The following is a 23,751-nucleotide window of genomic DNA, read 5'->3' as shown; positions in this document are numbered from 1 at the left end:
ATTAGTACAAACGGCGCGTAAGTGTCGTTTTTTATTAGAAAGTTTGGCATAATAGTGGCGTAAGTTGAGAGGGGAATTATGGTTAAGTATATTTTAGGTTTTGTGATTGTTATTGCTATTGTACTTGTTGCGATTACTGTTGGAGCCAATAACGATCAAATAATAACCTTTAACTATATTGTGGCAGAAAGTCAGCTTCAACTTTCTACACTTGTCGCAATTTTATTTGGTTTTGGGTTAATTCTTGGTTGGTTAATTAGTGGATTTTTCTATTTAAAATTAAAATTCAAGAATATAGTTTTAGCACGCCAAGTTAAACGTCAAACATTACAACTTCATGAATTAACGACTACCCGCGATAAGGCTGTCTAATGCTAGAATTACTCTTTCTACTATTGCCTATCGCTGCAGCCTATGGTTGGTACATGGGGCAGCGTAGTGTAAAGAAAGATCAAGATGACATTAGTAATAAACTCTCCCGAGATTATGTTACGGGGGTAAACTTCTTACTTTCCAATCAAACTGATAAGGCTGTAGATCTATTTTTGAATATGCTACAAAAGCAAGAAGCCGAAAATGAAATCGAAAGCCACTCCCAATTTGAAGCTGAACTGACTCTTGGCAATCTATTCCGTTCTAGAGGCGAAGTTGATCGCGCTCTTCGCATTCATCAGGCTTTAGATCGTAGCCAAAATTATACTTTTGAACAAAAACTGCTCGCTAAGCAGCAGCTTGCTCGAGATTTTATGACGGTTGGTTTTTTTGACCGAGCTGAAAGTCTTTATATTTTACTAGTGGATGAACCTGAATTTGCAGAAAATGCTTTGCAGCAACTTTTAGTGATTTATCAGAAAACTAAAGAATGGAAAAAAGCGGTTAATATTGCTGAAAAACTCGCAAAAATCAAACCACAAGAGAATAATATTGAACTTGCGCAATGTTATTGTGAATATTCACAAAGTTTAGAGCCTGAAAGTGCGGTCGAAAAATGCAGTATTTTACAAAAGGCTTTGTTGGTTTCTCCTTCTTGTGTCCGTGCTTCTTTATTACTCGCAAATTTAGAAATGCTTGAAGGTCAATATCAACAAGCAGCAAAAATACTAGAAAATGTTTTGGAGCAAAATCCAGCTTATACTGGTGAAATTTTATCACCTTTAAAACATTGTTATGAAGAATTAAATCAGTTAGATAACTTTGAGTTATTCTTAATTCGTGCAGGCCAAATTACTAATAATGATGAGGTAGAGTTAGCGCTAGTTAAATTAATTGAAGAAAAAGATGGAAAACCTGCTGCTCAAGCTAAGCTTTATCAGCAACTCACAAAAAAGCCAAGTACTTTAATTTTCCATCGTTTTATGCAGTATCAAATTGATGAGGCAGAAGACGGACGTGGAAAAGAAAGTCTAATTTTATTACATAAAATGGTGGGGGAACGAATTAAGCAAACTTCAGCTTATCGTTGTACAAATTGTGGTTATCAAATCCATAAGCTATTGTGGAATTGCCCATCTTGCCGTCAATGGGAAAGTATTAAACCAGTTTCAAGTCAAGAACATAATTAATTGATACTCTGTGAGGTAACATTATGACAAGTAAAATTATTGTGGCATTGGATTATGAGAAAGAATCAGATGCTCTTGCTTTAGTTGATCAAATTGATCCGAATTTGTGTCGATTAAAAGTGGGTAAAGAAATGTTTACTACACTTGGTATGAATTTTGTAAAACAATTACATCAACGTAATTTCGATGTTTTCTTAGATCTTAAATATCATGATATTCCAAATACGGTAGCAAGAGCGGTCCGATCTGCCGCTGATTTAGGGGTATGGATGGTCGATTTGCACGCAAGCGGTGGGCTACGAATGATGGAAGAAGCTAAGAGAATTCTTGAACCTTATGGGAAAGATGCGCCATTGCTTATTGCTGTGACGGTATTAACCAGTATGGAAGATTTGGATTTATTACAAATTGGGATTAATGCATCGCCAATGGAACAAGTTTTACGCTTAGCTCATTTAACCCAACGCGCAGGTTTGGATGGTGTGGTTTGCTCTCCGCAAGAGGTTAAAATTTTACGTAACGCTTGTGGAGAAGACTTTAAATTAGTGACCCCAGGGATTCGTCCAATTGGGGCTGATTTTGGTGATCAAAGACGAGTGATGACTCCTACTGCTGCGATTCGTGCTGGTTCAGATTATTTAGTAATAGGGCGTCCTATTACTAAAGCTGATAATCCAGTAGAGGTTCTTCGTTCTATTAACGCGTCTATTAGGTAAGAATGATGTCAGATTCTATTTTAGTGTATTCAACTGATGTGGGACGAATTAAAGAGGAAAAGGTTTCCTTAGTGCGCCCAAAAGGAGACGGTGTTGTACGTATCCAAAAACAAACAAGTGGTAGAAAAGGTGCTGGAGTATCGGTTATAACTGGTTTAGATTTATCTGATGAGGAATTGAAAAAATTAGCGGCTGAATTAAAAAAACGTTGTGGATGTGGTGGCTCAGTTAAAAATGGAATGATTGAGATTCAAGGCGAAAAGCGTGATTTGCTCAAGCAATTGTTAGAGCAAAAAGGGTTTACCGTTAAATTATCAGGTGGATGATTAAAAAAGGCGCATTAGCGCCTTTTTTGTTAAAGATTTAAAATTTCTTTAACGAAAGGAATCGTAAGATTTCTTTGTGCTTGCAATGAGGCTTTATCTAGTAGATCAAGTGCTTCAAATAATGTGTGCATGTCTCGTGCAAGTCGTGTAAGTAAAAAATTAGCCGTCTCATCGGGTAATTGAATTCCTCGTTGATAAGCGTTATGTTGTAGCACACTAATTTTTTGCTCATCAGTTAAGGAATTTAATTGATAAATCTCACCCCAAGTCAAGCGAGAGTTCAAATCAGGCAATTTTACAGAAAGTGCGGAAGGCGATTTATCTGAACTAATAAGCAAAAGCGTTTTTCCGCTCGCTTTAATTCGATTGAATAGATCAAAAATAGCTAATTCCCATTCGTCATTTCCGATCACAGTTTGTACATCATCTAGACACACTAATTCTTGCTGTTCTAGATTTTCAAGAACTGCGGTAGAAAAATATTGAGATTTGCTGAGCGGTACATAAATAGCAGTACGTTGATTGATTAAATATTCGTTACTGAATGCTCTAAGCAGATGAGTTTTTCCAGAACCTTTATTTCCCCAAATATAGAAAAACTGTTGTTTTAACTCAGATGAATTTTTGCGTAAAGAATCGAGCAATAAAAGATTATTATCGCTGTAAAAGTTTTCTAATGTGGCATCATCAATTTGATGAATGGGTAAGGGAAGCTGCTTATTCAAATATTTATGTATTACAGATTATAAGTAAGAAAAGGGCTAAATTGGGATTTAACCCTTTTAAAAGAACTCTTATTCTACTTCATTTTTTGCTTTCGGTAAAACAAGGTTTAAGATGATAGCAACAACTGCGCATAAGCTGATGCCTTTTAGTGATACATTGCCCACATCTACAAACATATTGCCGATACCAAATGTCATCACAACAGAAATAATACACAGATTACGCGCTTCGGTAACATCAACTTTGCCACGAATTAAGGTGCTCATACCCACCACTGCAATTGAACCGAAAACAAGCATCATAATTCCTCCCATTACAATAGTTGGAATCGTTGATAGGAATGCACCTACTTTTCCACAGAATGAAATTGCAATAGCCCAAACGGCAGCCCATGTCATAATATTAGGATTGAAATTTCGGGTTAACATTACGGCACCAGTTACTTCAGAATAAGTTGTATTTGGTGGGCCACCCACTAAAGATGCTGCTGCAGTTGCTAAGCTATCACCTAATAAAGTGCGGTGTAATCCTGGTTTTTTTAAAAAGTCTTTACCTGTTACAGAGCTGATCGCCATAATACCGCCAACGTGTTCTACCGCCGGTGCAATAGCAATTGGTAACATATAAAGAATAGCTTCTAGGTTAAATTCAGGCGCAGTTAATTTTGGTAAGCTAAACCAAGGCGCATCAATCACTGGTTGGAAATTAATTAAACCAAGGAATAAGCATAAAATATAGCCCGCAGTAATACCAAACATAATTGGGATGAGTTTCATCAATCCTTTGGCAAAGACTGCTACAGATAAAGTAGTGAGGAGTGTTACCATTGAAACTAATATAGCGTCGTTATAAGCATAAGCACTGTTTTTGCCTAATGACATATCAACTGCCACTGGGGCAAGCCCCATCCCAATAATAATAATCACTGGGCCTACAACAATCGGTGGGAAAATGCGTTGTAATGCTTCAGTTCCACGTAATTTTACCAATATACTTAGTGCTAAATATACAAGACCCGCCGATGCTAATCCCCCCATAGTGGTTGCAATCCCCCATGTCTGAATACCATATTGAATCGGTGCGATAAAGGCAAAAGATGAGGCTAAGAAAATAGGAACTTGTTTTCCTGTGCAAAGTTGGAAGAGTAGGGTACCAATGCCGGCAGTTAATAATGCTGTATTGGAATCAAGGCCTGTAATTAATGGTACAAGAACGAGCGCACCAAATGCGACGAAGAGCATTTGTAGGCCAACAAAAGATTGTTTAAGTTTACTCTGGTTTTCTACCACGGAAGAATTTTGATGTGTCATTTAGTTTCAACTCTCTGTTTGAATTAACTGAATGTGCGGTCAATACAGTTTTAATATTTCATGCACCGAAAAAAGACGGCATGAATACCGTCTTTTGTTTTGGGATTATTTAGTCCCAAAAATTTTATCACCCGCGTCACCGAGACCCGGAATAATGTAACCATGTTCATTTAGGTGGCTATCAATAGAAGCACAGTAAAGTTCAATGTCAGGATGTGCAGCTTCAAGAGCCTTAATACCTTCTGGAGCAGCGACTAAAACTAATACTTTAATATGCTTACAACCTTTTGCTTTTAAAAGATCAAGGGTAGCAATCATAGAACCGCCCGTTGCAAGCATCGGATCAACAACAATGGCAAGGCGCTCTTCTAAATCGCTAGCTAATTTTTGGAAGTAAGGGACTGGTTCAAGGGTTTCTTCATTACGGTAGATCCCTACCACACTGATGCGTGCGCTTGGTACATGTTCAAGTACACCATCCATCATACCTAAACCTGCACGTAAAATTGGGACAACCGTTACTTTTTTACCTTTAATTCGGTCGATTTCTACTGGGCCATCCCAACCGTTGATCGTTACTTTTTCAGTTTCTAAATCTGACGTTGCTTCGTAGGTTAATAGACTACTGATTTCTGTTGCCAGTTCACGGAATTTTTTTGTATCAATCTCAGCTTCACGCATCACACCTAATTTGTGTTTAACAAGTGGGTGTTTTACTTCAACCAGTTTCATGTTTACTCTCCTTTTGGCGTTTAAAAAACAAATTGGCGAATTCTAGATTAAAAAAAAGAAAAAAGGTAGCATTTTATGAAAATATTTTAAAGAATACCAAGAATGGAATAGGGACAGCGATAATAATTTGGATAGGCTATAAGCAAAAAGTCCGCAAAAGCGGACTTTTTCATTATCTTTATTTATCAGATTTACCCAAATTATCAAAGAATTTTTTCACACCGTCTAAAAATCCTGAAGATTTTGGTGCATGTTTACTTAAATCTTTACCTTGTAAACTTTCTTCCAGTTTTTGAAGTAATTCTTTTTGCTTGCTAGTTAAATTAACGGGGGTTTCGACCACAATACGGCAAATCAAATCGCCCGCATAGCCACTACGTGTAGACGCGACACCTTTGCCTCGCATGCGGAATAATTTTCCAGTTTGCGTTTCAGCGGGGATTTTAAGTTTCACTCGGCCATCTAAGGTCGGCACTTCAATTTCACCGCCAAGCGCTGCAGTAGCAAAGCTAATCGGTACTTCGCAATATAAGTTGTTACCGTCACGTTCAAAAATATTATGTTCTCTCACGTGAATCACAACATATAAGTCTCCAGCTGGCGCGCCATTTTCGCCCGCAGCACCTTTTCCAGCTAAGCGAAGTTGATTACCTGTATCCACACCTGCAGGAATTTTTACTGAAAGATTTTCTTTCTTATGAACGCGTCCTTCACCATGACAGCTGCGACAAGGTTTTTCAATTTTCTTACCGCTACCATGACAAGTTGGACAAATACTTTCAGATACAAAGAAACCTTGCTGACGACGAATTCGACCAGAACCATGGCAATGCGGACAAGTTTCCACTTTAGAACCTTTTTCAGCCCCAGAACCACCACAGCTATCACAATGCGCAAGAGTATTGATTTGAATATCTTTGGTTGTACCTTTTACAGCTTCTTCTAAAGTGATTTCTAAGTCATAGCGTAAGTCTTCGCCACGAACAACGCGCTGACGACCACGCCCACCGCCACCGAAAATATCGCCAAAAATATCGCCGAACATATCGCCGAAATCAGCACCACCAAAGCCGCCACCAAAACCACCTGCGCCACCACCTTGTTCAAAGGCTGCGTGGCCATATTGATCGTAGGCTGCGCGTTTTTGATCGTCGCCTAATACTTCATAAGCTTCATTAATTTCTTTGAATTTTTCTTCTGCTTCTTTACTGCCTTGGTTTTTATCAGGGTGATGTTTAGACGCTAAACGTTTATACGCGCGTTTGATGTCGTTCTCACTCGCCCCTTTTTTCAATCCAAGGACTTCATAGTAATCTTTTTTTGCCATAGTGTTTCCGTATTTTTATTTGCAAATATTTTGTCATTTCTGACCGCTTGCATTCGCTATTTTTAGCAATGTGGGCAAATTGAAATGTAAATATCCACTTTTCCATTTGGATAATATTTCTCAAAATCCACTTTATAAGCACGTTTTAATAAGCCTTGCTTTTCCTTATTCCAAATATGTTGCCACGTTTGAACTACTGATTCATAAGTCGTAGGGAAGATTTCATACCAAGTCAGATCTTCAATTTCAATGGTTGAGAAATTACCTTCAGGTTTACTTTCTTGAGCAACAGCAACATCATAATATCCCGTAAAATCCGATTCGTAATTCAGATAAACACCATAATAAGGCTCATTTTGAGGCAATTTTGTAAAATTATTCTGCCAAAGCTGTCCAATCTTTTCCGCAGTATTTTCCTTTGTATTATGCGTACGAATTGTAGCAAATGGATAAAGTATCAGTGGCATAACTATTCCTTAAATTTACAAAATTCTGAGCAAATTTGACCGCTTTTAACATACTCCCCTCTTTAGCAAAGAGGGGCGGGGGAAGATTTGGCAGAAGTAAATTTAGCTCATAAGAAAATTTGATATCACTATCAAATCTCCCCTAACCCCTCTTTTCTAAAGAGGGGGATCATTTATATACGCCAAAAGGGCGTGTTTCCACGCCCTCTGTTTATGCTAAGAAGAGCGGTGAATTATTTATTATCTTTCACTTCTTCAAATTCAGCATCTACCACGCCATCATCTTTTGCTGATGATTGTTGTGGTTGCTCGCCACCAGCTTGTTGAGCTTTTGCTTGAGCTGCTTGCATTAATGGTTCAGAGGCTTTAATTACCGCTTCAATTTTCGCTTCAATTTCTGCTTTATCTTCACCTTTTGCCGCTGTTTCAAGCTCAGCGACTGCTGCTTCAATTTTCTCTTTGTCTGCGGCACTCAATGCATCGCCAGCTTCTGCAATTTGTTTACGTGTTGCGTGTGCAATACCGTCAGCTTGGTTACGCGCTTGAACAACTTCTTCAAATTTACGGTCTGCATCAGCATTTGCTTCTGCATCACGCACCATTTGTTGAATTTCTTCATCAGATAAACCAGAAGATGCTTGAATACGAATTTGTTGTTCTTTACCCGTATTTTTATCTTTCGCAGATACGTTGATTACGCCGTTTGCATCAATATCAAATGTTACTTCGATTTGTGGCATACCACGCGGTGCAGGATTAATACCTTCTAGGTTGAATTGACCTAAAGATTTATTGTCTGCCGCACGTTTACGTTCACCTTGAAGAACGTGAATGGTTACCGCACTTTGGTTATCTTCCGCTGTTGAGAACACTTGCGATTTTTTGGTTGGAATCGTTGTATTTTTCTCAATTAAAGTGGTCATCACACCGCCCATGGTTTCGATACCTAAAGATAATGGGGTTACGTCTAATAAAAGAACGTCTTTCACATCACCTTTTAATACACCACCTTGAACTGCCGCACCGATTGCCACCGCTTCATCAGGGTTTACATCTTTACGAGCTTCTTTACCAAAGAACTCAGCCACTTTTTGTTGTACAAGTGGCATACGAGTTTGACCACCCACAAGAATAATGTCGTGAATTTCACTCACGCCTTTACCTGCATCTTTTAATACAGCTTTCAAAGACTCAATTGAGCTTGCTACTAAATCTTCTACTAATGCTTCTAATTTTGCACGAGTGATATTTAATGCTAAGTGTTTAGGGCCTGTAGCATCTGCAGTGATGTACGGAAGGTTCACTTCAGTAGATTGAGCTGATGAAAGTTCAATTTTTGCTTTCTCTGCTGCTTCTTTTACGCGTTGTAATGCCATTGGGTCATTACGTAAATCGATGTTTTGTTCTTTTTTGAACTCATCAATAATGTAATCAATTACACGGTTATCGAAGTCTTCACCACCTAAGTGAGTGTTACCACCAGTTGCTAACACTTCGAAAGTTTGTTCACCATCAAAGTTATCAATTTCGATGATTGAAATATCGAATGTACCACCACCTAAGTCGTAAACAGCGATCACTTGGTTCTCTTTGCTTGAACCTAAACCGAATGCCAATGCAGCCGCTGTTGGTTCATTAATGATACGTTTAACATCTAAACCTGCGATTTTACCCGCATCAATAGTTGCTTGACGTTGTGCATCGTTGAAGTATGCAGGCACAGTGATTACTGCTTCTGTTACAGATTCACCCAAGAAATCTTCTGCCGTTTTTTTCATTTTTTTCAATACTTCAGCAGAAATTTGCGGTGGTGCTAATTTATCACCTTTTACATTTACCCACGCATCGCCGTTATCTGCACGCACGATTTCGAAAGGCATAATTTTAATATCGCGTTGAACTTCTTCGCTTTCAAAACGACGACCAATTAAACGTTTAATCGCAAACAATGTATTTTTCGGGTTAGTGATTGCTTGACGTTTTGCTGGTTGACCCACTAAAGTTTCATTATCTGTATAAGCAATAATTGAAGGGGTTGTACGTGCACCTTCTGCATTTTCAATTACGCGAGCCTTGTCGCCTTCCATAACTGCTACACAAGAGTTTGTTGTACCTAAGTCAATACCAATAATTTTTCCCATTTTGTACTCCTAGTAAAAATTTTAAAATTCGGGGTTGAACTTATAAACGTCTCAAAATAGCCTCTATCACAAATATTTTTGAAACATCTACAAGCCCTATTTGTTACGAATTGTAAGATGTGGATATTCTTTCGCATTTCAAGAGAAAATTTTAAAAATTTTTTATTTCTTAAAGTGCGGTGATTTCCGTTCTTGTTTTCAAGATAAGTCTCAAATGATGAACTTCAAGGGGAAAACAAAAATTTTCAGGCAAGAAAAAGGGATTTGTGATAAATTTGGCGAAAATTTTTACTTTAAAATAGGAAAGAAATAAATGAAAAAATCAAAAATTGCTGCAGGCGTAGTCGTTGTTCTTGCTGCCGTTTGGTGTACAGGTGCATGGTTTACAGGGAAAAAAGCTGAGGACGAATATTTACATCAGCTAAAACAGTTAAATCAACTATTTGCCAAAACAGATATATTAGAAGAAAGTAAAATTTTTTATAAAAATATAAAATTTGATAGAGGATTATTTGCCTCTCATATTCAAGATCAAATAGAAATCCACAAGGCAAATGAAACGATCATTATTCCTTTATCATCAACGCTTTATCACGGGCCTTTGCCGCTTGATCGTGTGGCGAAACTGAATTTCGTTCCAACCATTTTTTCAAGCCAAACCTTGTTAGGAAAAAATGCAACAACTCAGGCACTCTTTGATATCACAAAATCAGAGAAACCGTTACAACTAAATGTCGCAATGAATTATTCATTAAGCGGTAATGCGGAATTAAAACTTGCATCGGGGCAATATCACAATGAGCAATCCAAGGCAGATTTTGATTGGTCAAATGTCGTATTAAATGTAGATTTAGAGAAAAATGAACCAAGCAATTATACGCTATCTGTAGATGCATTTAATTCAAATGACCCAAATCATGCAGTTTCAACCGCTTCATCAATTAAAATAAAAGATCTTGTCGTACAAGGCTCACTACAAAGCACAAAATGGCCATTTATTTATAGTGGAAACCTCAATAGCAAAATAGGCTATTTTGAGCAAAATACCGAATCTGCAGAGACTGGCGAAAAATTCTCTCTGATTCAGAAAAACAGCCAAGCAAATTTAACTACACAAGTTGAGGGTGATACAGTAAATATCATCAATAAAACAAATCTGGATGAATTACATATTAACGGTAACAACTTAGGCAAAGTGACCAACAATGTAGAATTCAACCATATTGATGGCAATGCATTACAAGAACTTTTAAACATTTTAGTGGCAATAGGCAAGGCTGATTCAGATATGCCGTTACCTAAACCATTGGTGCAAAAATTACAACAAGCCGGCATGGCCATTGCGAATAATCAGCCTCAAATTAAATTTGCCCCTCTTTCTATTTCTGACGAAAAAGGTAAAGTGGCATTGGATCTGAATATTGCTTTAGTGCCGAACCCTAAATTTGATTTAATGCGCAGCGGCTTATACAAACAATTCAAAGATTTTTCGATCAATTTTGATGTGAATAAAGAAACTGCGATTTCATTGTTATCTAAATTTGTACCAGAAAACCAAAAGCAAGATTTAGTTCACCGATTAAATGAATTAGTTGTTGATGGTGAAGTGAATGGCATTATCGTAAACTCAGATAAAACCGTCACATTAACGCTTGCTTTAGAAAATAACGAATTGAAACTCAACGGTAAGCCAATTCCAGAAGAGCAACTAAAAATGGTACTCTTTATGCTTGCAATGGGGGGATTTGGGAGATAACTAAAACAGGGCGATAAATTATCGCCCTGTTTTGTATTTAATTAAAAGGTTTTCTCAAACAACATATTCACATTCTTCTGTGTGTAAGAATACATTTCTGGAATATTACTATCTTGTTTACGCCAGCTTAGTTGGAGTTTTGGTGTAATTCCCCAAATATGCCAGTCGCGTTTCCATAGGGATAAATTCACGCCGTAAATTTTATCTTCTCGGCGTTTTCCAAAAGAAAACAAATTGAGATTACCGAGTTTGGCAATATCTTTAAATTCACGTTTCATTATGGATAAGCCGAGACGTGAGGAAATTCCCCAATTCCATTCTTGTCCCCAACCTAAACGTAGGCTTTTACTGTCTGAACCATATTGACGAACCTTCGTTCTTTCTGCCATGAAATCAGAACCGAGATAGAAAAACTGTTTCGGTGTTCTTGCCCAAAGTAAGGTTGCGGAAATCAGTTTGTTATTGCCGTTTTGTGATGTACTGTCTAAATAACGTTGTTTGGAAAATTCTCCCGCAGTAGAAAGTTGCCAGTTTGTGCTTAACCAACGAGAAAATTCCACCCTTGCCCCGTTAGACCAACGATAACTTTCGCCGCCATACCAACGTTTTTCATAAAAAGGTTTGATACGGAAATTTTGCTTTGCGGTTTTATGTGCATAGCCAACAAAAGTGCGGTTAGAAATATCATCAAATTCATGATTATCCCAATAGTTCTTGCCCCCGAACTCATTTCCCACCGTGAGGTAATGAGAACGCCATAAATTGAAATCTCTGGAAATATCCAGTGAATATGCCAAACCGTGGGCTGTTTGTGGCATCATTGATTCGGAACGCGTTAAGGTGCCACCATTATTTAATACGACCGTTTTGCCCTCGCCGACATTGTTGACATTGGTATCACGCACATAATTAAAAGAAAAATCCACATTCCAGCTGTCACGTTCTTTTAAAGCCTCTAAATAAGCCTCCATTAAACGCTTAACTTGAGGCGGTAAATCCTCTGCGGTTTGCGCTTTTTCAAATTGGTCTTTAGCAGCCCCATCTTGTTTTTGATTGAATAAAGCGATAGCCAGTTCAATTCGTACAGGGTTTAAATTTGGATTTTTGGCTAAAATTTCGCGATATTTATCAATGGCTACAGTATAGTTTTCCGTTATTGCAGCCAATTTTCCTTCCGCAAAGTGTTCCATAATCGGGTCACGATTTGGAAAAGTGCGGTAAATTTCCAGCAAATTTTTAATCATTTCTGGATTTCGGGCATAAATGGCACGGCTTAATAATTCATGGGTTAAAGCGGGGTTTTGTTTAAGTTGCTCAAGGGTAATTTGAATTTGTTCGGCTTGTTCTGTACCCAAGTGCGGTAAATTTTGTTCACGTTTTTCAAGTTTGGCGACATTAATTTGTGGTTCAAGTTCTGTTTTGATTTGAGTTTGACGAATATCTGGAGTTGTTGTTTCTGCCAAAGCAAGAGTGGGGAGAAGTGCGATAAAAAATAGATTTGTCTTTTTCATTATAGTTAATATTTCATGGTAAGAAAAACTTTAGTCCGTCATAAAAATAACGAACCAAAGTTTCCCTTGTATGCAAGTGGTATAAACTAGTCAAAAATCATCTATGAATAATCTATTCAGTTTAAAACATCAAAGGACTTCCTACCATATATTATCTCAATGAGATAAAATCCTTGACTCACTAAAAATTAAACTTAATATGATTAATAACTAGCTATTTAAATTTAATTAATCTAAGCATTGGTTTGATAACTATTTTACTTATCATTTTTTCCTATCATTAATGGTAAAACTGTTCCCACAAATGTTAATAACCAACGTCCAAAGCTTTCTTCAATCATAAATTTAGTATTTATTAGCATAAATATCCCTGAAATATAGAACGCAATACCTAACATAAAACTAATAGAATTATTTTTATTTCTTGATATGAAGAATAGTACAAGCCCAATAATTAAACTACTAAAGGACAAGAAGAGATCATTATTAATTAAATTAAAAATTTCTAACATAAAATCACCTAATAAAATTTATCACCCGATGGGCAATTTGAATCAAACACAACTATTATTGCTTAGTTGCACCAAACGTACCGAAATAACTCACCAAACCATTTTTAGGCAATTTGTTAGAATAGAGGCCATTCTCATATTCCTGGTTAAAACCAAAAAAAACATTACCAACAACATCATTAGCATCTTTATCTACAATATCTAGTGACATAGTTTGATAAATAATAGACTCGTCACCATTGTCACCCCTACAAATAGTATTGAAAGAACAATCTCTTTTCTCTTCCCAGTCGGTAATTTTAAGCTTTATGTCATTTCCGAGAAGTTTGCTATTAATAACAACATCAGATAATTCATTAGAATCAACTTTTTCTTTAAATTTAATTTTAAATGTAATATCACCATCTACTGTTGGCTCATCACTTACTGTTACGTTTGTATTTGGAATAGCCCTCTTTGCTATAGCAATAATGTTTCCTTTATATGCAAATGTTTTTCCTTGCAACGATTCCATATTGTACTCAACACCATCTTTAATATAGTAACCAGCTTTAAAATTAGAATTCTGATCAGTAAAGGATTCGACGAATAAATTTGAATTGAGTCGATCAACAAATAATGCGCCATAGCTAGAATAAGGATTATTGATAAAAAGATAATTTATATCTTTGTTCTTATAGTCTATTTTTTTAGCAATTACCTTCTGACTACCATGCTCAAAAGACTTATCATCAAGCTCAATAACTTTAGGGTAATCTAAGCCTGTCGTACTTTTATAGGATCCTTTATGTAGCCCAGCATATTTCCCTCCTTTTTGAATATCATTTTTTATAGCTTCTTGAATATCATTTTTTATAGCTTCTTTTATATCTATATCTGTATCTTCCTCAGCCTCTCTTGGTATTATAAGTTCTGGCACTTTTGCATATGTAGAATATCTATCCGGAAAATAGATGTTCGAAAGCCATCCCGTATTTTTTATATCACGCGTTGTTTTTGGCATTTTATTCAGCTCGGCTTGAATACGTGCTTCTTCTAGGCGTTTTGCTTCTTCCGCTCTTTCTTTGGCTTCACGTTCTAAGCGGGCTTTTTCTTCCAAATCTTTTGCTTTTTGGGCTTCTTCAGCTTTGATCTTCGCCTCTTCTTCTAAACGTTTTTGTTCTGCTTCAGATTTGTTGTTATCTTGGATACTTTGCTTAGATAAGGGATGATCTGCGGAGGAAGTAGAAGAACAAGCCACAGCACCCAATGACACTAAAATCGCAAGTGTGGTTGTTTTAAAGGTTGGTTTCATAATTTTTTCCTTTTGGAATAATAAAAAATAGAGGAATGCTTTTATTGAAAACAAGAGACTTTATAAATGAAAAATCTATTTATAAAAACACCAATAAAAACTTTCCCATTCTAAAAAAAAACGCAAGCTAAAATGATTAAAAAATAAAAAATTTTTATTTCTTTCTGATAATTTAGGAGAATTGACAAAATAGAGAGGAGAAAAAGAAAAATAAGGAGAGAAAAATCCCCCTGAACACTAGAAAGTACGTTTATCAGGGGAAAAAATATGAATATTATTTTAATCGCTCTTTTAAATACCCTTCATAATCTGGCACTTCAATTTCCACATCTTGTTCAAATAAAACTGAAGTTAACATAAAATCTGCGGAGCTTTGATTAATGGCAACAGGAATATTCCACACTGTTGCAATACGCATGAGGGCTTTCACATCGGGATCATGGGGTGCGGCATTCATTGGATCCCAAAAGAAGATCATCATGTCGATTTTCTTTTCTGCGATTAATCCACCAAGTTGTTGGTCGCCGCCCATCGGACCACTTAATAAAGATTGAATGCTTAAACCTGTTTCTCGTTCTAAAATATGCCCTGTCGTACCTGTTGCATAAAGTATATGGGGCTTAAGTGCATCTTTGTGTTTTTGCGTCCAATTCAGTAAATTTTTTTTGCAGCTATCATGAGCCACAAGTGCAATACGTTTGTGTTGAGTGAGCGTTCGAGTCGTTATATGCATGATTGATTCCTTTTTGAAATAAGTTTGAAAACTTTAAAGCAAAGCCCTACAGAATGCAATGTTTTACTTATGATTTTAATAGGCTTTACAAAAGGCGAGAAAAAATTACCGCACTTTCAAAAGATTACCGATTAACACAGCACTCAACAGGGATATTTGATGAAAATTTACTATCTTTATCTCAAAAAATCTTCTAAAATTTGCAAGATTTGTTAAATGTTTGTAAAAAGGCAAGCATTTCTGATATTCGTGTTTAGTGCTGACTAAACTAATGTTCACTTAATTAACAGATAAGGAAAACCTATGTCTGAGATTTTAAAACATGACGTTGATCCAATCGAAACTCAAGATTGGTTACAATCATTAGATTCTTTGATTCGTGAAGAAGGCGTAGAACGTGCACAATATATTATTGAGCAAGTTATCGGCCAAGCACGCACCAACGGTGTTTCATTACCGACAGGTGTAACGACCGATTATGTCAATACTATCCCTGCTTCTGAACAACCTGCTTACCCAGGTGATCATGCTATTGAGCGTCGTATTCGTTCTGCTGTGCGTTGGAATGCTATTGCTATGGTATTGCGTAGTCAGAAGAAAGATCTTGACTTAGGTGGTCATATCTCAACTTTCCAATCTGCGGCAACCATGTATGAAGTTTGCTATAACCACTTCTTCAAAGCAGCAACGGAGAAAAACGGTGGCGACTTAATTTTCTTCCAAGGCCATGCTGCTCCAGGTATGTATGCGCGTGCATTCTTAGAAGGTCGTTTAACTGAAGAACAAATGGATAACTTCCGTCAAGAAGCCTTTACCGATGGTTTATCTTCATATCCACACCCTAAATTAATGCCTGAATTCTGGCAATTCTCTACGGTTTCTATGGGTTTAGGTCCTGTGAATGCTATCTACCAAGCGCGTTTCTTAAAATACTTAGATAACCGTGGCTTAAAAGATACCAAAGATCAAAAAGTCTATGCATTCTTAGGCGATGGTGAAATGGATGAAATTGAGTCTAAAGGTGCATTAACTTTTGCGGCTCGTGAGAAATTAGATAACTTAATCTTCACTATCAGCTGTAACTTACAACGTTTAGACGGCCCGGTTAATGGTAATGGTAAAATCGTTCAAGAATTAGAAGGATTATTTACTGGTGCTGGCTGGGAAGTGATTAAAGTTTTATGGGGCAGCGATTGGGATAAATTATTCGCGAAAGATACTTCAGGTAAATTAACTCAGTTAATGATGGAAGTGCTTGATGGCGACTATTTAACTTTCAAATCTAAAGATGGTGCGTATATTCGTGAACACTTCTTCGGTCGTTATCCCGAAACTGCTGCATTAGTTGCAGATATGACGGATGATGAAATTTGGGCATTACGCCGTGGTGCACACGATAGCGAAAAATTATATGCAGCCTATGCAAAAGCACAAAATACAACGAAACCAGTTGTGATTTTAGCGCATCAAGTTAAAGGTTATAAAATTCCTGAAGCGGAAAGTAAAAACACCGCTCACCAATCTAAAAAAATGTCTTATGAAAGCCTTAAAGGTTTCCGTGACTACTTCGATTTACCATTGACTGATGAGCAAGTAGAAAAATTAGAATACATTAAATTTGCTGAAGGCACTCCTGAATACGAATATTTACATGGTCACCGTAAAGCATTAAACGGCTATGTTCCTGCTCGTCGTACTAAATTTGATGTTGAATATAAAGTTCCTGCATTAGAAGAGTTTAAAGCATTATTAGAAGAACAACCTCGTGGTATTTCAACCACTATGGCGTTTACTCGTGCCTTAAACATCTTATTAAAAGATAAAAACATTGGTAAAACTATCGTTCCAATGATTGCGGATGAAGCACGTACTTTTGGTATGGAAGGTTTATTCCGTCAAATCGGTATTTATAACCCACATGGTCAAAACTATGTTCCTTCAGATCGTGACTTAGTTGCTTACTACCGCGAAGCAAAAGATGGTCAAGTGCTACAAGAAGGTATCAATGAATTAGGTGCAACCGCATCTTGGTTAGCTGCAGCGAACTCCTACTCTGTCAATAACCAACCAATGATTCCATTCTTCATCTATTACTCAATGTTTGGTTTCCAACGTGTGGGCGATATGATGTGGGCTGCTGGTGACCAATTAGCTCGTGGTTTCATGGTGGGTGGTACTTCAGGTCGTACGACATTAAACGGTGAAGGCTTACAACACGAAGATGGCCACAGCCATATTCAAGCAGGTATCATTCCGAACTGTGTCACTTACGACCCATCATTTGCATTTGAAGTTGCTGTAATTATGCAAGACGGTATTAACCGCATGTACGGCGAAAAACAAGAAGATGTATTCTATTACATGACAACATTAAATGAAGTCATGGATCAACCGGCTATGCCTGCTGGTGCGGAAGAAGGTATTCGCAAAGGTTTATATAAATTTGAAACCGTGGAAGGTAAAAAAGGCAAAGGCCACGTTCAATTGTTAGGTTCTGGTGCTATCATGCGTCATGTTCGTGAAGCGGCACAAATTCTTGCAAAAGATTATGGCGTAACCTCCGATGTATTCTCAGCACCTTCATTCAATGAATTAGCCCGTGAAGGTCACGATGCGGCACGTTGGAACTTATTACACCCGACAGAGACACAACGCGTACCATACGTTGCTCAAGTATTAGCTGATTTACCAACTGTTGCTTCAACTGACTATGTTAAAGCATACGCAGATCAAATCCGTGCATTCGTACCAAGTCGTCATTATCATGTGTTAGGTACAGATGGTTTCGGTCGTTCAGACAGCCGTGCAAACCTACGTGAACACTTCGAAGTTGATGCTCGTTATGTTGTGGTTGCTGCACTTTCTCAATTAGCGAAAGAAGGTACAGTATCTAACCAAGTTGTTGCAGATGCGATTGCGAAATTCGGTTTGAATGTAGATCGTATCAATCCGCTTTACGCGTAATTGATGAAAACTGCGGTCAAAAAACATCGTGTTTTATGACCGTACTTTAAAAGGAACAAAAAATGTCAAAACAAATTCAAATTCCTGATATTGGTAGTGATGAAGTTACCGTAACAGAAGTCATGGTAAACGTAGGCGATACCATCTCTGTTGATCAATCTATCATTAACGTTGAAGGTGATAAGGCTTCAATGGAAGTGCCTGCACCAGAAGCGGGTGTTGTAAAAGAGGTTTTAGTCAAAGTCGGTGATAAAGTCACAACGGGCACCCCAATGCTCGTATTAGAAGCCGCAGGCACTGCACCTGCGGCTGAAGCACCAGTAGCACCAGTAGCTGCGACTGCGCCAACTACGTCGGATGTTATTGAAGTAAACGTACCAGATATCGGTTCTGATGAGGTAAATGTTACTGAAATTATGGTTAAAGTGGGTGATAGTGTTGAAGTTGATCAATCAATCATCAATGTTGAAGGCGATAAAGCTTCAATGGAAGTTCCAGCACCAATCGCAGGTGTGGTAAAAGAAATTTTAATTAATGTCGGTGATAAAGTTTCAACTGGTAAACTCATCATGAAATTTGAAACTGCATCATCTGCTCCAGTTGCTGCGGCTGCACCAGCTCAAACAGCTGCGCCTGCTGCCACAACATCTGCAATTAAAGATGTGAATGTGCCAGATATTGGTGGTGATGAAGTCAATGTGACTGAAATTATGGTTGCCGTTGGTGATACTGTTTCAGAAGATCAATCATTAATTACCGTTGAAGGCGATAAAGCCTCAATGGAAGTTCCTGCTCCATTCGGCGGTGTAGTAAAAGAAATTCTCGTGAAATCAGGTGATAAAGTATCGACTGGTTCACTAATTATGCGCTTTGAAGTAGCAGGTGCAGCGCCAGCTGCGTCAACATCTGCTCCAGCACCACAAGTTGCATCGCCTGCGCCAGCGACACAACCAGCTCAATCTGGCAATGTATCTGGCTTAAGCCAAGAACAAGTGGTGGCAAGCGCTGGCTATGCGCATGCTACTCCAGTTATTCGTCGTTTAGCACGTGAATTTGGCGTAAACTTAGATAAAGTAAAGGGTACAGGCCGTAAAGGGCGTATCGTTAAAGAAGATATCGAAGCTTATGTGAAGACAGCAGTTAAAGCTTATGAAAGCGGTGCAACAGCACAACCTGCTGGCAATGGCGTAGCGAATGGCGCTGGCTTAGGCTTATTACCATGGCCAAAAGTTGATTTCAGTAAATTTGGCGAAATTGAAGAAGTCGAATTAAGCCGTATTAATAAAATTTCAGGCGCTAACTTACATCGTAACTGGGTAATGATTCCACACGTTACTCACTTCGATAAAGCAGATATCACGGATTTAGAAGCATTCCGTAAAGAACAAAATGCGTTAGCAGAAAAACAAAAACTTGGCGTAAAAATCACGCCAGTTGTGTTCATTATGAAAGCGGTGGCAAAGGCATTAGAAGCGTATCCACGTTTCAACAGCTCAATTACCGAAGATGCACAACGCTTAATCCTGAAAAAATATATTAACATTGGTGTCGCAGTAGATACGCCAAATGGCTTAGTCGTGCCTGTATTCAAGAATGTGAACAAAAAAGGCATTATCGAACTTTCGCGTGAATTAATGGAAGTATCGAAAAAAGCACGTGAAGGCAAATTGACTGCATCTGATATGCAAGGTGGCTGTTTCACCATTTCAAGTCTTGGTGGTATTGGTACAACTCACTTTGCACCAATCGTAAACGCGCCAGAAGTTGCTATCCTTGGTGTGTCTAAATCATCGATGGAACCAGTATGGAATGGTAAAGAATTTGCACCACGCTTAATTCTTCCAATGTCATTATCATTCGATCACCGTGTCATTGATGGTGCGGATGGTGCACGATTCATTAGCTATATCGGTGCTGTATTAGCAGATTTACGCCGTTTGATTATGTAATAACGCCCCTTTCTTCTAATTAGAAGAAAGGGCGTTTTAGCAAATTCCTTATGATCGCAAAAAGTGCGGTCAATATTTTGAACGTTTTTACGAGGTAAAAATGAGTAAAGAAATTAAAACCCAAGTCGTCGTACTTGGTGCAGGCCCAGCAGGTTATTCCGCGGCGTTCCGTTGTGCGGATTTAGGCTTAGAAACTGTATTAGTTGAACGTTATTCAACTCTTGGTGGGGTATGTTTAAATGTAGGTTGTATCCCATCTAAAGCATTATTGCACGTAGCAAAAGTGATTGAAGAAGCAAAACACGCAAGTAAAAATGGTATTTACTTTGGTGAGCCAAGAATTGATTTAGATGAAGTCCGTGCGGGTAAAGAAGCGGTTGTCGCTAAATTAACCGGTGGTTTAGCGGGTATGGCAAAAGCACGCAAAGTCACTGTTGTTGAAGGCTTAGCAGCATTTACTGATCCTAATACTTTAGTGGCGCGTGATCGTGATGGTCACCCAACAACAATCAAATTTGATAATGCTATTATTGCAGCAGGTTCTCGCCCAATTCAATTACCTTTCATTCCACATGAAGATCCGCGTATTTGGGATTCAACAGATGCACTTAAATTAAAAGAAGTACCTAAAAAACTTCTTATTATGGGTGGTGGTATTATCGGTTTAGAAATGGGTACGGTTTACCACGCATTAGGTTCAGAAATTGAAGTTGTGGAAATGTTCGACCAAGTTATCCCTGCCGCAGATAAAGATGTTGTAGCAATTTACACCAAACAAATCGAGAAAAAATTCAAGTTAATGCTTGAAACCAAAGTGACTGCTGTTGAAGCAAAAGATGATGGTATCTACGTTTCAATGGAAGGCAAAGCATGCAATGATACCAAACGTTATGATGCAGTACTTGTTGCGATTGGCCGTACACCAAATGGCAAATTGATCGATGCAGGTAAAGCAGGCGTTGAAGTTGATGATCGTGGTTTCATTCATGTTGATAAACAAATGCGCACTAATGTGCCGCATATCTTTGCAATCGGAGATATTGTTGGTCAACCAATGTTAGCGCACAAAGGTGTTCACGAAGGCCATGTTGCTGCAGAAGTCATTGCAGGACAAAAACACTACTTCGATCCAAAAGTTATTCCATCCATCGCTTATACCGAACCAGAAGTGGCTTGGGTAGGTAAAACTGAGAAAGAATGTAAACAAGAAGGTTTAAACTACGAAGTCGCTAAATTCCCTTGGGCAGCATCAGGTCGCGCTATTGCATCCGAATGTTCAGAAGGTATGACGAAGTTAATCTTTGATAAAGATACTCATCGTGTACTTGGCGGTGCAATCGTTGGTTCTAACGGCGGTGAATTATTAGGTGAAATCGGTCTTGCTATCGAGATGGGTTGCGATGCAGAAGACATTGCATTAACTATCCACGCTCACCCAACTTTACACGAGTCTGTTGGTTTAGCTGCGGAAGTATTTGAAGGCTCAATCACCGACCTTCCAAATGCAAAAGCGAAGAAAAAATAATTTTCTAAGTACAAGAAAAAGCGAGTGTTAAACTCGCTTTTTTTATATCAGTAAAGCAAATGTTATTTTTTAACATGGGGCGTTAAGATTTTAACGGTGAAATTGATTGATAATCTATGAATACATTTGAGATTAAGTAAAACTATGCGAAAATTGACCGCACTTTAAGACTTTTGTCGTGTCGAAAAGGAACCGACCGATAGACAGTTGCCTATCTTTCTTCAATTTAATACGGCTTGGATGCCGTTTTGTTAGTGGTTTTTACAATGAAAAAAGCGCATTCTCCTTTATTTCCGATCTTCACCTTCGTGTTGATTAATCTCATTATCCTTTCCTTATCCCGTTTGGGACTTGCAGTATGGCAATCAGAGCGTGTATCTGCCGTAGATGGCTGGTTGCAATTATTTTTGCAAGGCGTACGAATGGATGTTGTAGCTCTCTGTTATTTGTTTGGTGTACCGGCATTACTCACAACCTTGTTCCATAGCAACAAAGTTTGGGTAAAAATTTTACGCGTTTGGTTAACCCTTGGCAGCGTGTTTATTATCTTTATGGAAATTGCCACACCTGCCTTTATTGAAACCTACGATTACCGACCAAATCGTTTATTTATCGAGTACTTGATTTATCCGAAAGAAGTTTTTTCAATGCTTGCGGAAGGGCATTTAAGTGCGGTGATTTTTAGCCTTGTTTTCACGATTTTAGCCTCTGTGGTTTATTGGAAAATTTCTGGTTGGGCGGTCAAAAATTTACGCTCAGTGAGTTGGAAACTTCGTCCTGTGATTGCTTTGCTTGTTATTGTAGTGAGTTTCCTTGGGGCGCGTTCAAGTTTTCAACACCGCGGTATTAATCCCGCTATGGTGGCATTTTCTTCTGATGCGTTAGTGAATTCTTTGGTGCTTAATTCGGGCTATTCCGTCATTTATGCGGCACAGCAATTTAAAGATGAAGAAAAATCTTCAGAAATGTACGGAAAAATGGATGCAGATGAAATGTTTCGTATTGTTAAAGCAAGCCGTGGCCGCCCAGACAGCGATTACATTTCAGATAAATATCCAACTTTAACGAAAAATATCGCGACTTATCAGGGGAAACCTAAAAATATCGTGATTTTGCTACAAGAAAGTCTCGGTGCTCAGTTTATTGGTACACTCGGTGGCAAACCACTTTCTCCAAATGTAGATCAGCTCGCAAAAGAAGGGTGGTTATTTGAAAATCTTTATGCAACAGGTACGCGTTCAGTGCGCGGTATTGAAGCAACAACCGCAGGTTTTACTCCAACGCCAGCTCGCGCAGTGGTGAAACTTAATAATGCCCAAAGTGGTTTCTTTACTATTGCGGATTTATTACATAAACAAGGTTATAACACTTCCTTTATTTATGGCGGTGAAAAGCACTTCGACAATATGGCGAGCTTTTTCTACGGCAATGGTTTTAAAGATATTTGGGATCAACAAGATTACCAAAATCCAACATTTACTGGCACTTGGGGCGTGAGTGATGAGGATTTATTTGATAAAGCCAATGAAACCTTCACGAAATTACAAAATGAAGGTAAACCGTTTTTTAGTTTAGTGTTTAGCTCCAGCAATCACGATCCATTTGAATATCCAGATGGCAAAATTGAGCTTTATGAGCAACCAAAAGCCACTCGTAATAATGCAGCAAAATATGCGGATTATGCGTTAGGTCATTTCTTTAAAATGGCAAAACAGTCTAATTATTGGAAAGATACGATTTTCTTAATTGTTGCGGATCACGATTCTCGTGTAGGCGGAGCAAGTCTTGTGCCAATTAAGCATTTCCATATTCCAGCCTTGATTCTTGGTGATGGAGTTGCGCCACGTCGTGACAGTCGTCTTGTGAGCCAAATTGATATGCCAACCACGTTACTTTCTTTAGCCGGCGTAAGTGGCAATTATCCAATGATTGGTTTTGATTTAACGCAAGATGTAAACCCAGATCGTGCCTTTATGCAATATGATCAAACTCAAGCAATGATGAAAGGCAATAATGATGTGGTAATTCAAATGCCAAATAAAGCAGCGCAAGGTTATCATTATGATAAAGCTTCAGAAACTTTAACGCCAAAAGACGTACCTGATGCGATGAAAAAAGAGGCATTGGCTCACGCTTTATTAGGTAGTTATTTATATAAGAATCGCTTGTATTCTTCAGGTGAAAATAAATAAACAGAACG

At 38.1% G+C, this 23,751-nt stretch carries 19 protein-coding genes; 9 read left to right on the top strand and 10 right to left on the bottom strand.

Features of this window, described 5'->3' with window-relative positions:
- Nucleotides 1-78 precede the first annotated feature (78 nt).
- The 4 genes from KP713_RS02345 to yciH are packed head-to-tail and all read left to right on the top strand — an operon-like array spanning nucleotide 79 to nucleotide 2,604.
- The gene (locus tag KP713_RS02345) at nucleotides 79-372 is read left to right on the top strand and encodes a LapA family protein (protein ID WP_215769749.1); all 294 of its coding nucleotides are present in this window, start codon (nucleotides 79-81) and stop codon (nucleotides 370-372) included.
- A complete protein-coding gene (lapB, locus tag KP713_RS02340; protein ID WP_215769748.1) occupies nucleotides 372-1,562 on the top strand; it encodes a lipopolysaccharide assembly protein LapB in 1,191 nt (396 codons plus the stop codon). Before KP713_RS02345 ends, lapB begins: the two co-directional genes overlap by 1 nt.
- A 23-nt stretch (nucleotides 1,563-1,585) precedes the next feature.
- The gene (gene pyrF, locus KP713_RS02335) at nucleotides 1,586-2,278 is read left to right on the top strand and encodes an orotidine-5'-phosphate decarboxylase (protein ID WP_215769747.1); all 693 of its coding nucleotides are present in this window, start codon (nucleotides 1,586-1,588) and stop codon (nucleotides 2,276-2,278) included.
- A 5-nt stretch (nucleotides 2,279-2,283) separates the two neighbouring features.
- Nucleotides 2,284-2,604, top strand: a complete 321-nt coding sequence (gene yciH / locus KP713_RS02330; protein WP_048954308.1) for a stress response translation initiation inhibitor YciH — start codon at nucleotides 2,284-2,286, stop codon at nucleotides 2,602-2,604.
- 29 nt (nucleotides 2,605-2,633) lie between these two features.
- Here yciH and hda read toward each other — a convergent pair whose 3' ends face one another.
- From hda to dnaK, 6 genes are all read right to left on the bottom strand, one after another.
- Complete coding sequence (gene hda, locus KP713_RS02325) at nucleotides 2,634-3,329, bottom strand: DnaA regulatory inactivator Hda (RefSeq protein WP_140583761.1); 696 nt, start codon at nucleotides 3,327-3,329, stop codon at nucleotides 2,634-2,636.
- 69 nt (nucleotides 3,330-3,398) lie between these two features.
- Nucleotides 3,399-4,640: a nucleobase:cation symporter-2 family protein gene (locus KP713_RS02320; protein WP_215769746.1), complete on the bottom strand. Its 1,242-nt coding sequence runs from the start codon at nucleotides 4,638-4,640 to the stop codon at nucleotides 3,399-3,401.
- Nucleotides 4,641-4,745: 105 nt separating this feature from the next.
- Nucleotides 4,746-5,372, bottom strand: a complete 627-nt coding sequence (gene upp, locus KP713_RS02315; RefSeq protein WP_215769745.1) for a uracil phosphoribosyltransferase — start codon at nucleotides 5,370-5,372, stop codon at nucleotides 4,746-4,748.
- A gap of 178 nt (nucleotides 5,373-5,550) precedes the next feature.
- Nucleotides 5,551-6,699 (bottom strand): molecular chaperone DnaJ, encoded by a 1,149-nt coding sequence (gene dnaJ / locus KP713_RS02310; protein ID WP_215769744.1) that lies wholly within the window; start codon nucleotides 6,697-6,699, stop codon nucleotides 5,551-5,553.
- A gap of 62 nt (nucleotides 6,700-6,761) precedes the next feature.
- A complete protein-coding gene (locus KP713_RS02305; protein ID WP_215769743.1) occupies nucleotides 6,762-7,166 on the bottom strand; it encodes a GyrI-like domain-containing protein in 405 nt (134 codons plus the stop codon).
- A gap of 233 nt (nucleotides 7,167-7,399) precedes the next feature.
- Nucleotides 7,400-9,307, bottom strand: coding sequence for a molecular chaperone DnaK (gene dnaK, locus KP713_RS02300; protein ID WP_215769742.1), 1,908 nt, complete (start codon nucleotides 9,305-9,307; stop codon nucleotides 7,400-7,402).
- 313 nt (nucleotides 9,308-9,620) lie between these two features.
- Here dnaK and KP713_RS02295 point away from each other — a divergent pair, with 313 nt between their 5' ends.
- Entirely contained in the window at nucleotides 9,621-11,063 is a 1,443-nt protein-coding gene (locus KP713_RS02295) for a YdgA family protein (RefSeq protein WP_215769741.1), read from the top strand.
- A gap of 41 nt (nucleotides 11,064-11,104) precedes the next feature.
- Here KP713_RS02295 and KP713_RS02290 read toward each other — a convergent pair whose 3' ends face one another.
- The 4 genes from KP713_RS02290 to mgsA form a co-directional block, all read right to left on the bottom strand.
- Nucleotides 11,105-12,574, bottom strand: coding sequence for a surface lipoprotein assembly modifier (locus KP713_RS02290; protein ID WP_215769740.1), 1,470 nt, complete (start codon nucleotides 12,572-12,574; stop codon nucleotides 11,105-11,107).
- Between the two features lie 257 nt (nucleotides 12,575-12,831).
- Entirely contained in the window at nucleotides 12,832-13,086 is a 255-nt protein-coding gene (locus KP713_RS02285; protein ID WP_215769739.1) for a hypothetical protein, read from the bottom strand.
- A gap of 55 nt (nucleotides 13,087-13,141) precedes the next feature.
- On the bottom strand, nucleotides 13,142-14,380 hold the full coding sequence (locus tag KP713_RS02280) for a hypothetical protein (protein WP_215769738.1): 1,239 nt from the start codon (nucleotides 14,378-14,380) through the stop codon (nucleotides 13,142-13,144).
- A gap of 274 nt (nucleotides 14,381-14,654) precedes the next feature.
- Nucleotides 14,655-15,113 carry a methylglyoxal synthase gene (gene mgsA, locus KP713_RS02275; protein ID WP_215769737.1) on the bottom strand — a complete coding sequence of 153 codons (459 nt, stop codon included), beginning with the start codon at nucleotides 15,111-15,113 and terminating at the stop codon, nucleotides 14,655-14,657.
- A 303-nt stretch (nucleotides 15,114-15,416) separates the two neighbouring features.
- Between mgsA and aceE the strand changes: the two genes are divergently transcribed.
- The 4 genes from aceE (at nucleotide 15,417) to KP713_RS02255 (ending at nucleotide 23,743) form a co-directional block, all read left to right on the top strand.
- On the top strand, nucleotides 15,417-18,077 hold the full coding sequence (gene aceE, locus KP713_RS02270) for a pyruvate dehydrogenase (acetyl-transferring), homodimeric type (protein WP_215769736.1): 2,661 nt from the start codon (nucleotides 15,417-15,419) through the stop codon (nucleotides 18,075-18,077).
- A 62-nt stretch (nucleotides 18,078-18,139) separates the two neighbouring features.
- Nucleotides 18,140-20,026: a pyruvate dehydrogenase complex dihydrolipoyllysine-residue acetyltransferase gene (gene aceF / locus KP713_RS02265; protein ID WP_215769735.1), complete on the top strand. Its 1,887-nt coding sequence runs from the start codon at nucleotides 18,140-18,142 to the stop codon at nucleotides 20,024-20,026.
- 100 nt (nucleotides 20,027-20,126) lie between these two features.
- Nucleotides 20,127-21,551, top strand: coding sequence for a dihydrolipoyl dehydrogenase (lpdA, locus tag KP713_RS02260; RefSeq protein ID WP_111407254.1), 1,425 nt, complete (start codon nucleotides 20,127-20,129; stop codon nucleotides 21,549-21,551).
- Between the two features lie 266 nt (nucleotides 21,552-21,817).
- Nucleotides 21,818-23,743, top strand: a complete 1,926-nt coding sequence (locus KP713_RS02255) for an LTA synthase family protein (protein ID WP_215769734.1) — start codon at nucleotides 21,818-21,820, stop codon at nucleotides 23,741-23,743.
- Nucleotides 23,744-23,751 lie beyond the last annotated feature (8 nt).

This window comes from Haemophilus sp. SZY H36 (assembly GCF_018829625.1).
GTDB lineage: Bacteria > Pseudomonadota > Gammaproteobacteria > Enterobacterales > Pasteurellaceae > Haemophilus > Haemophilus haemolyticus_K.
Note: the sequence above shows the minus strand (reverse complement) of the source record. Positions and strands in the feature narration are given on the sequence as shown.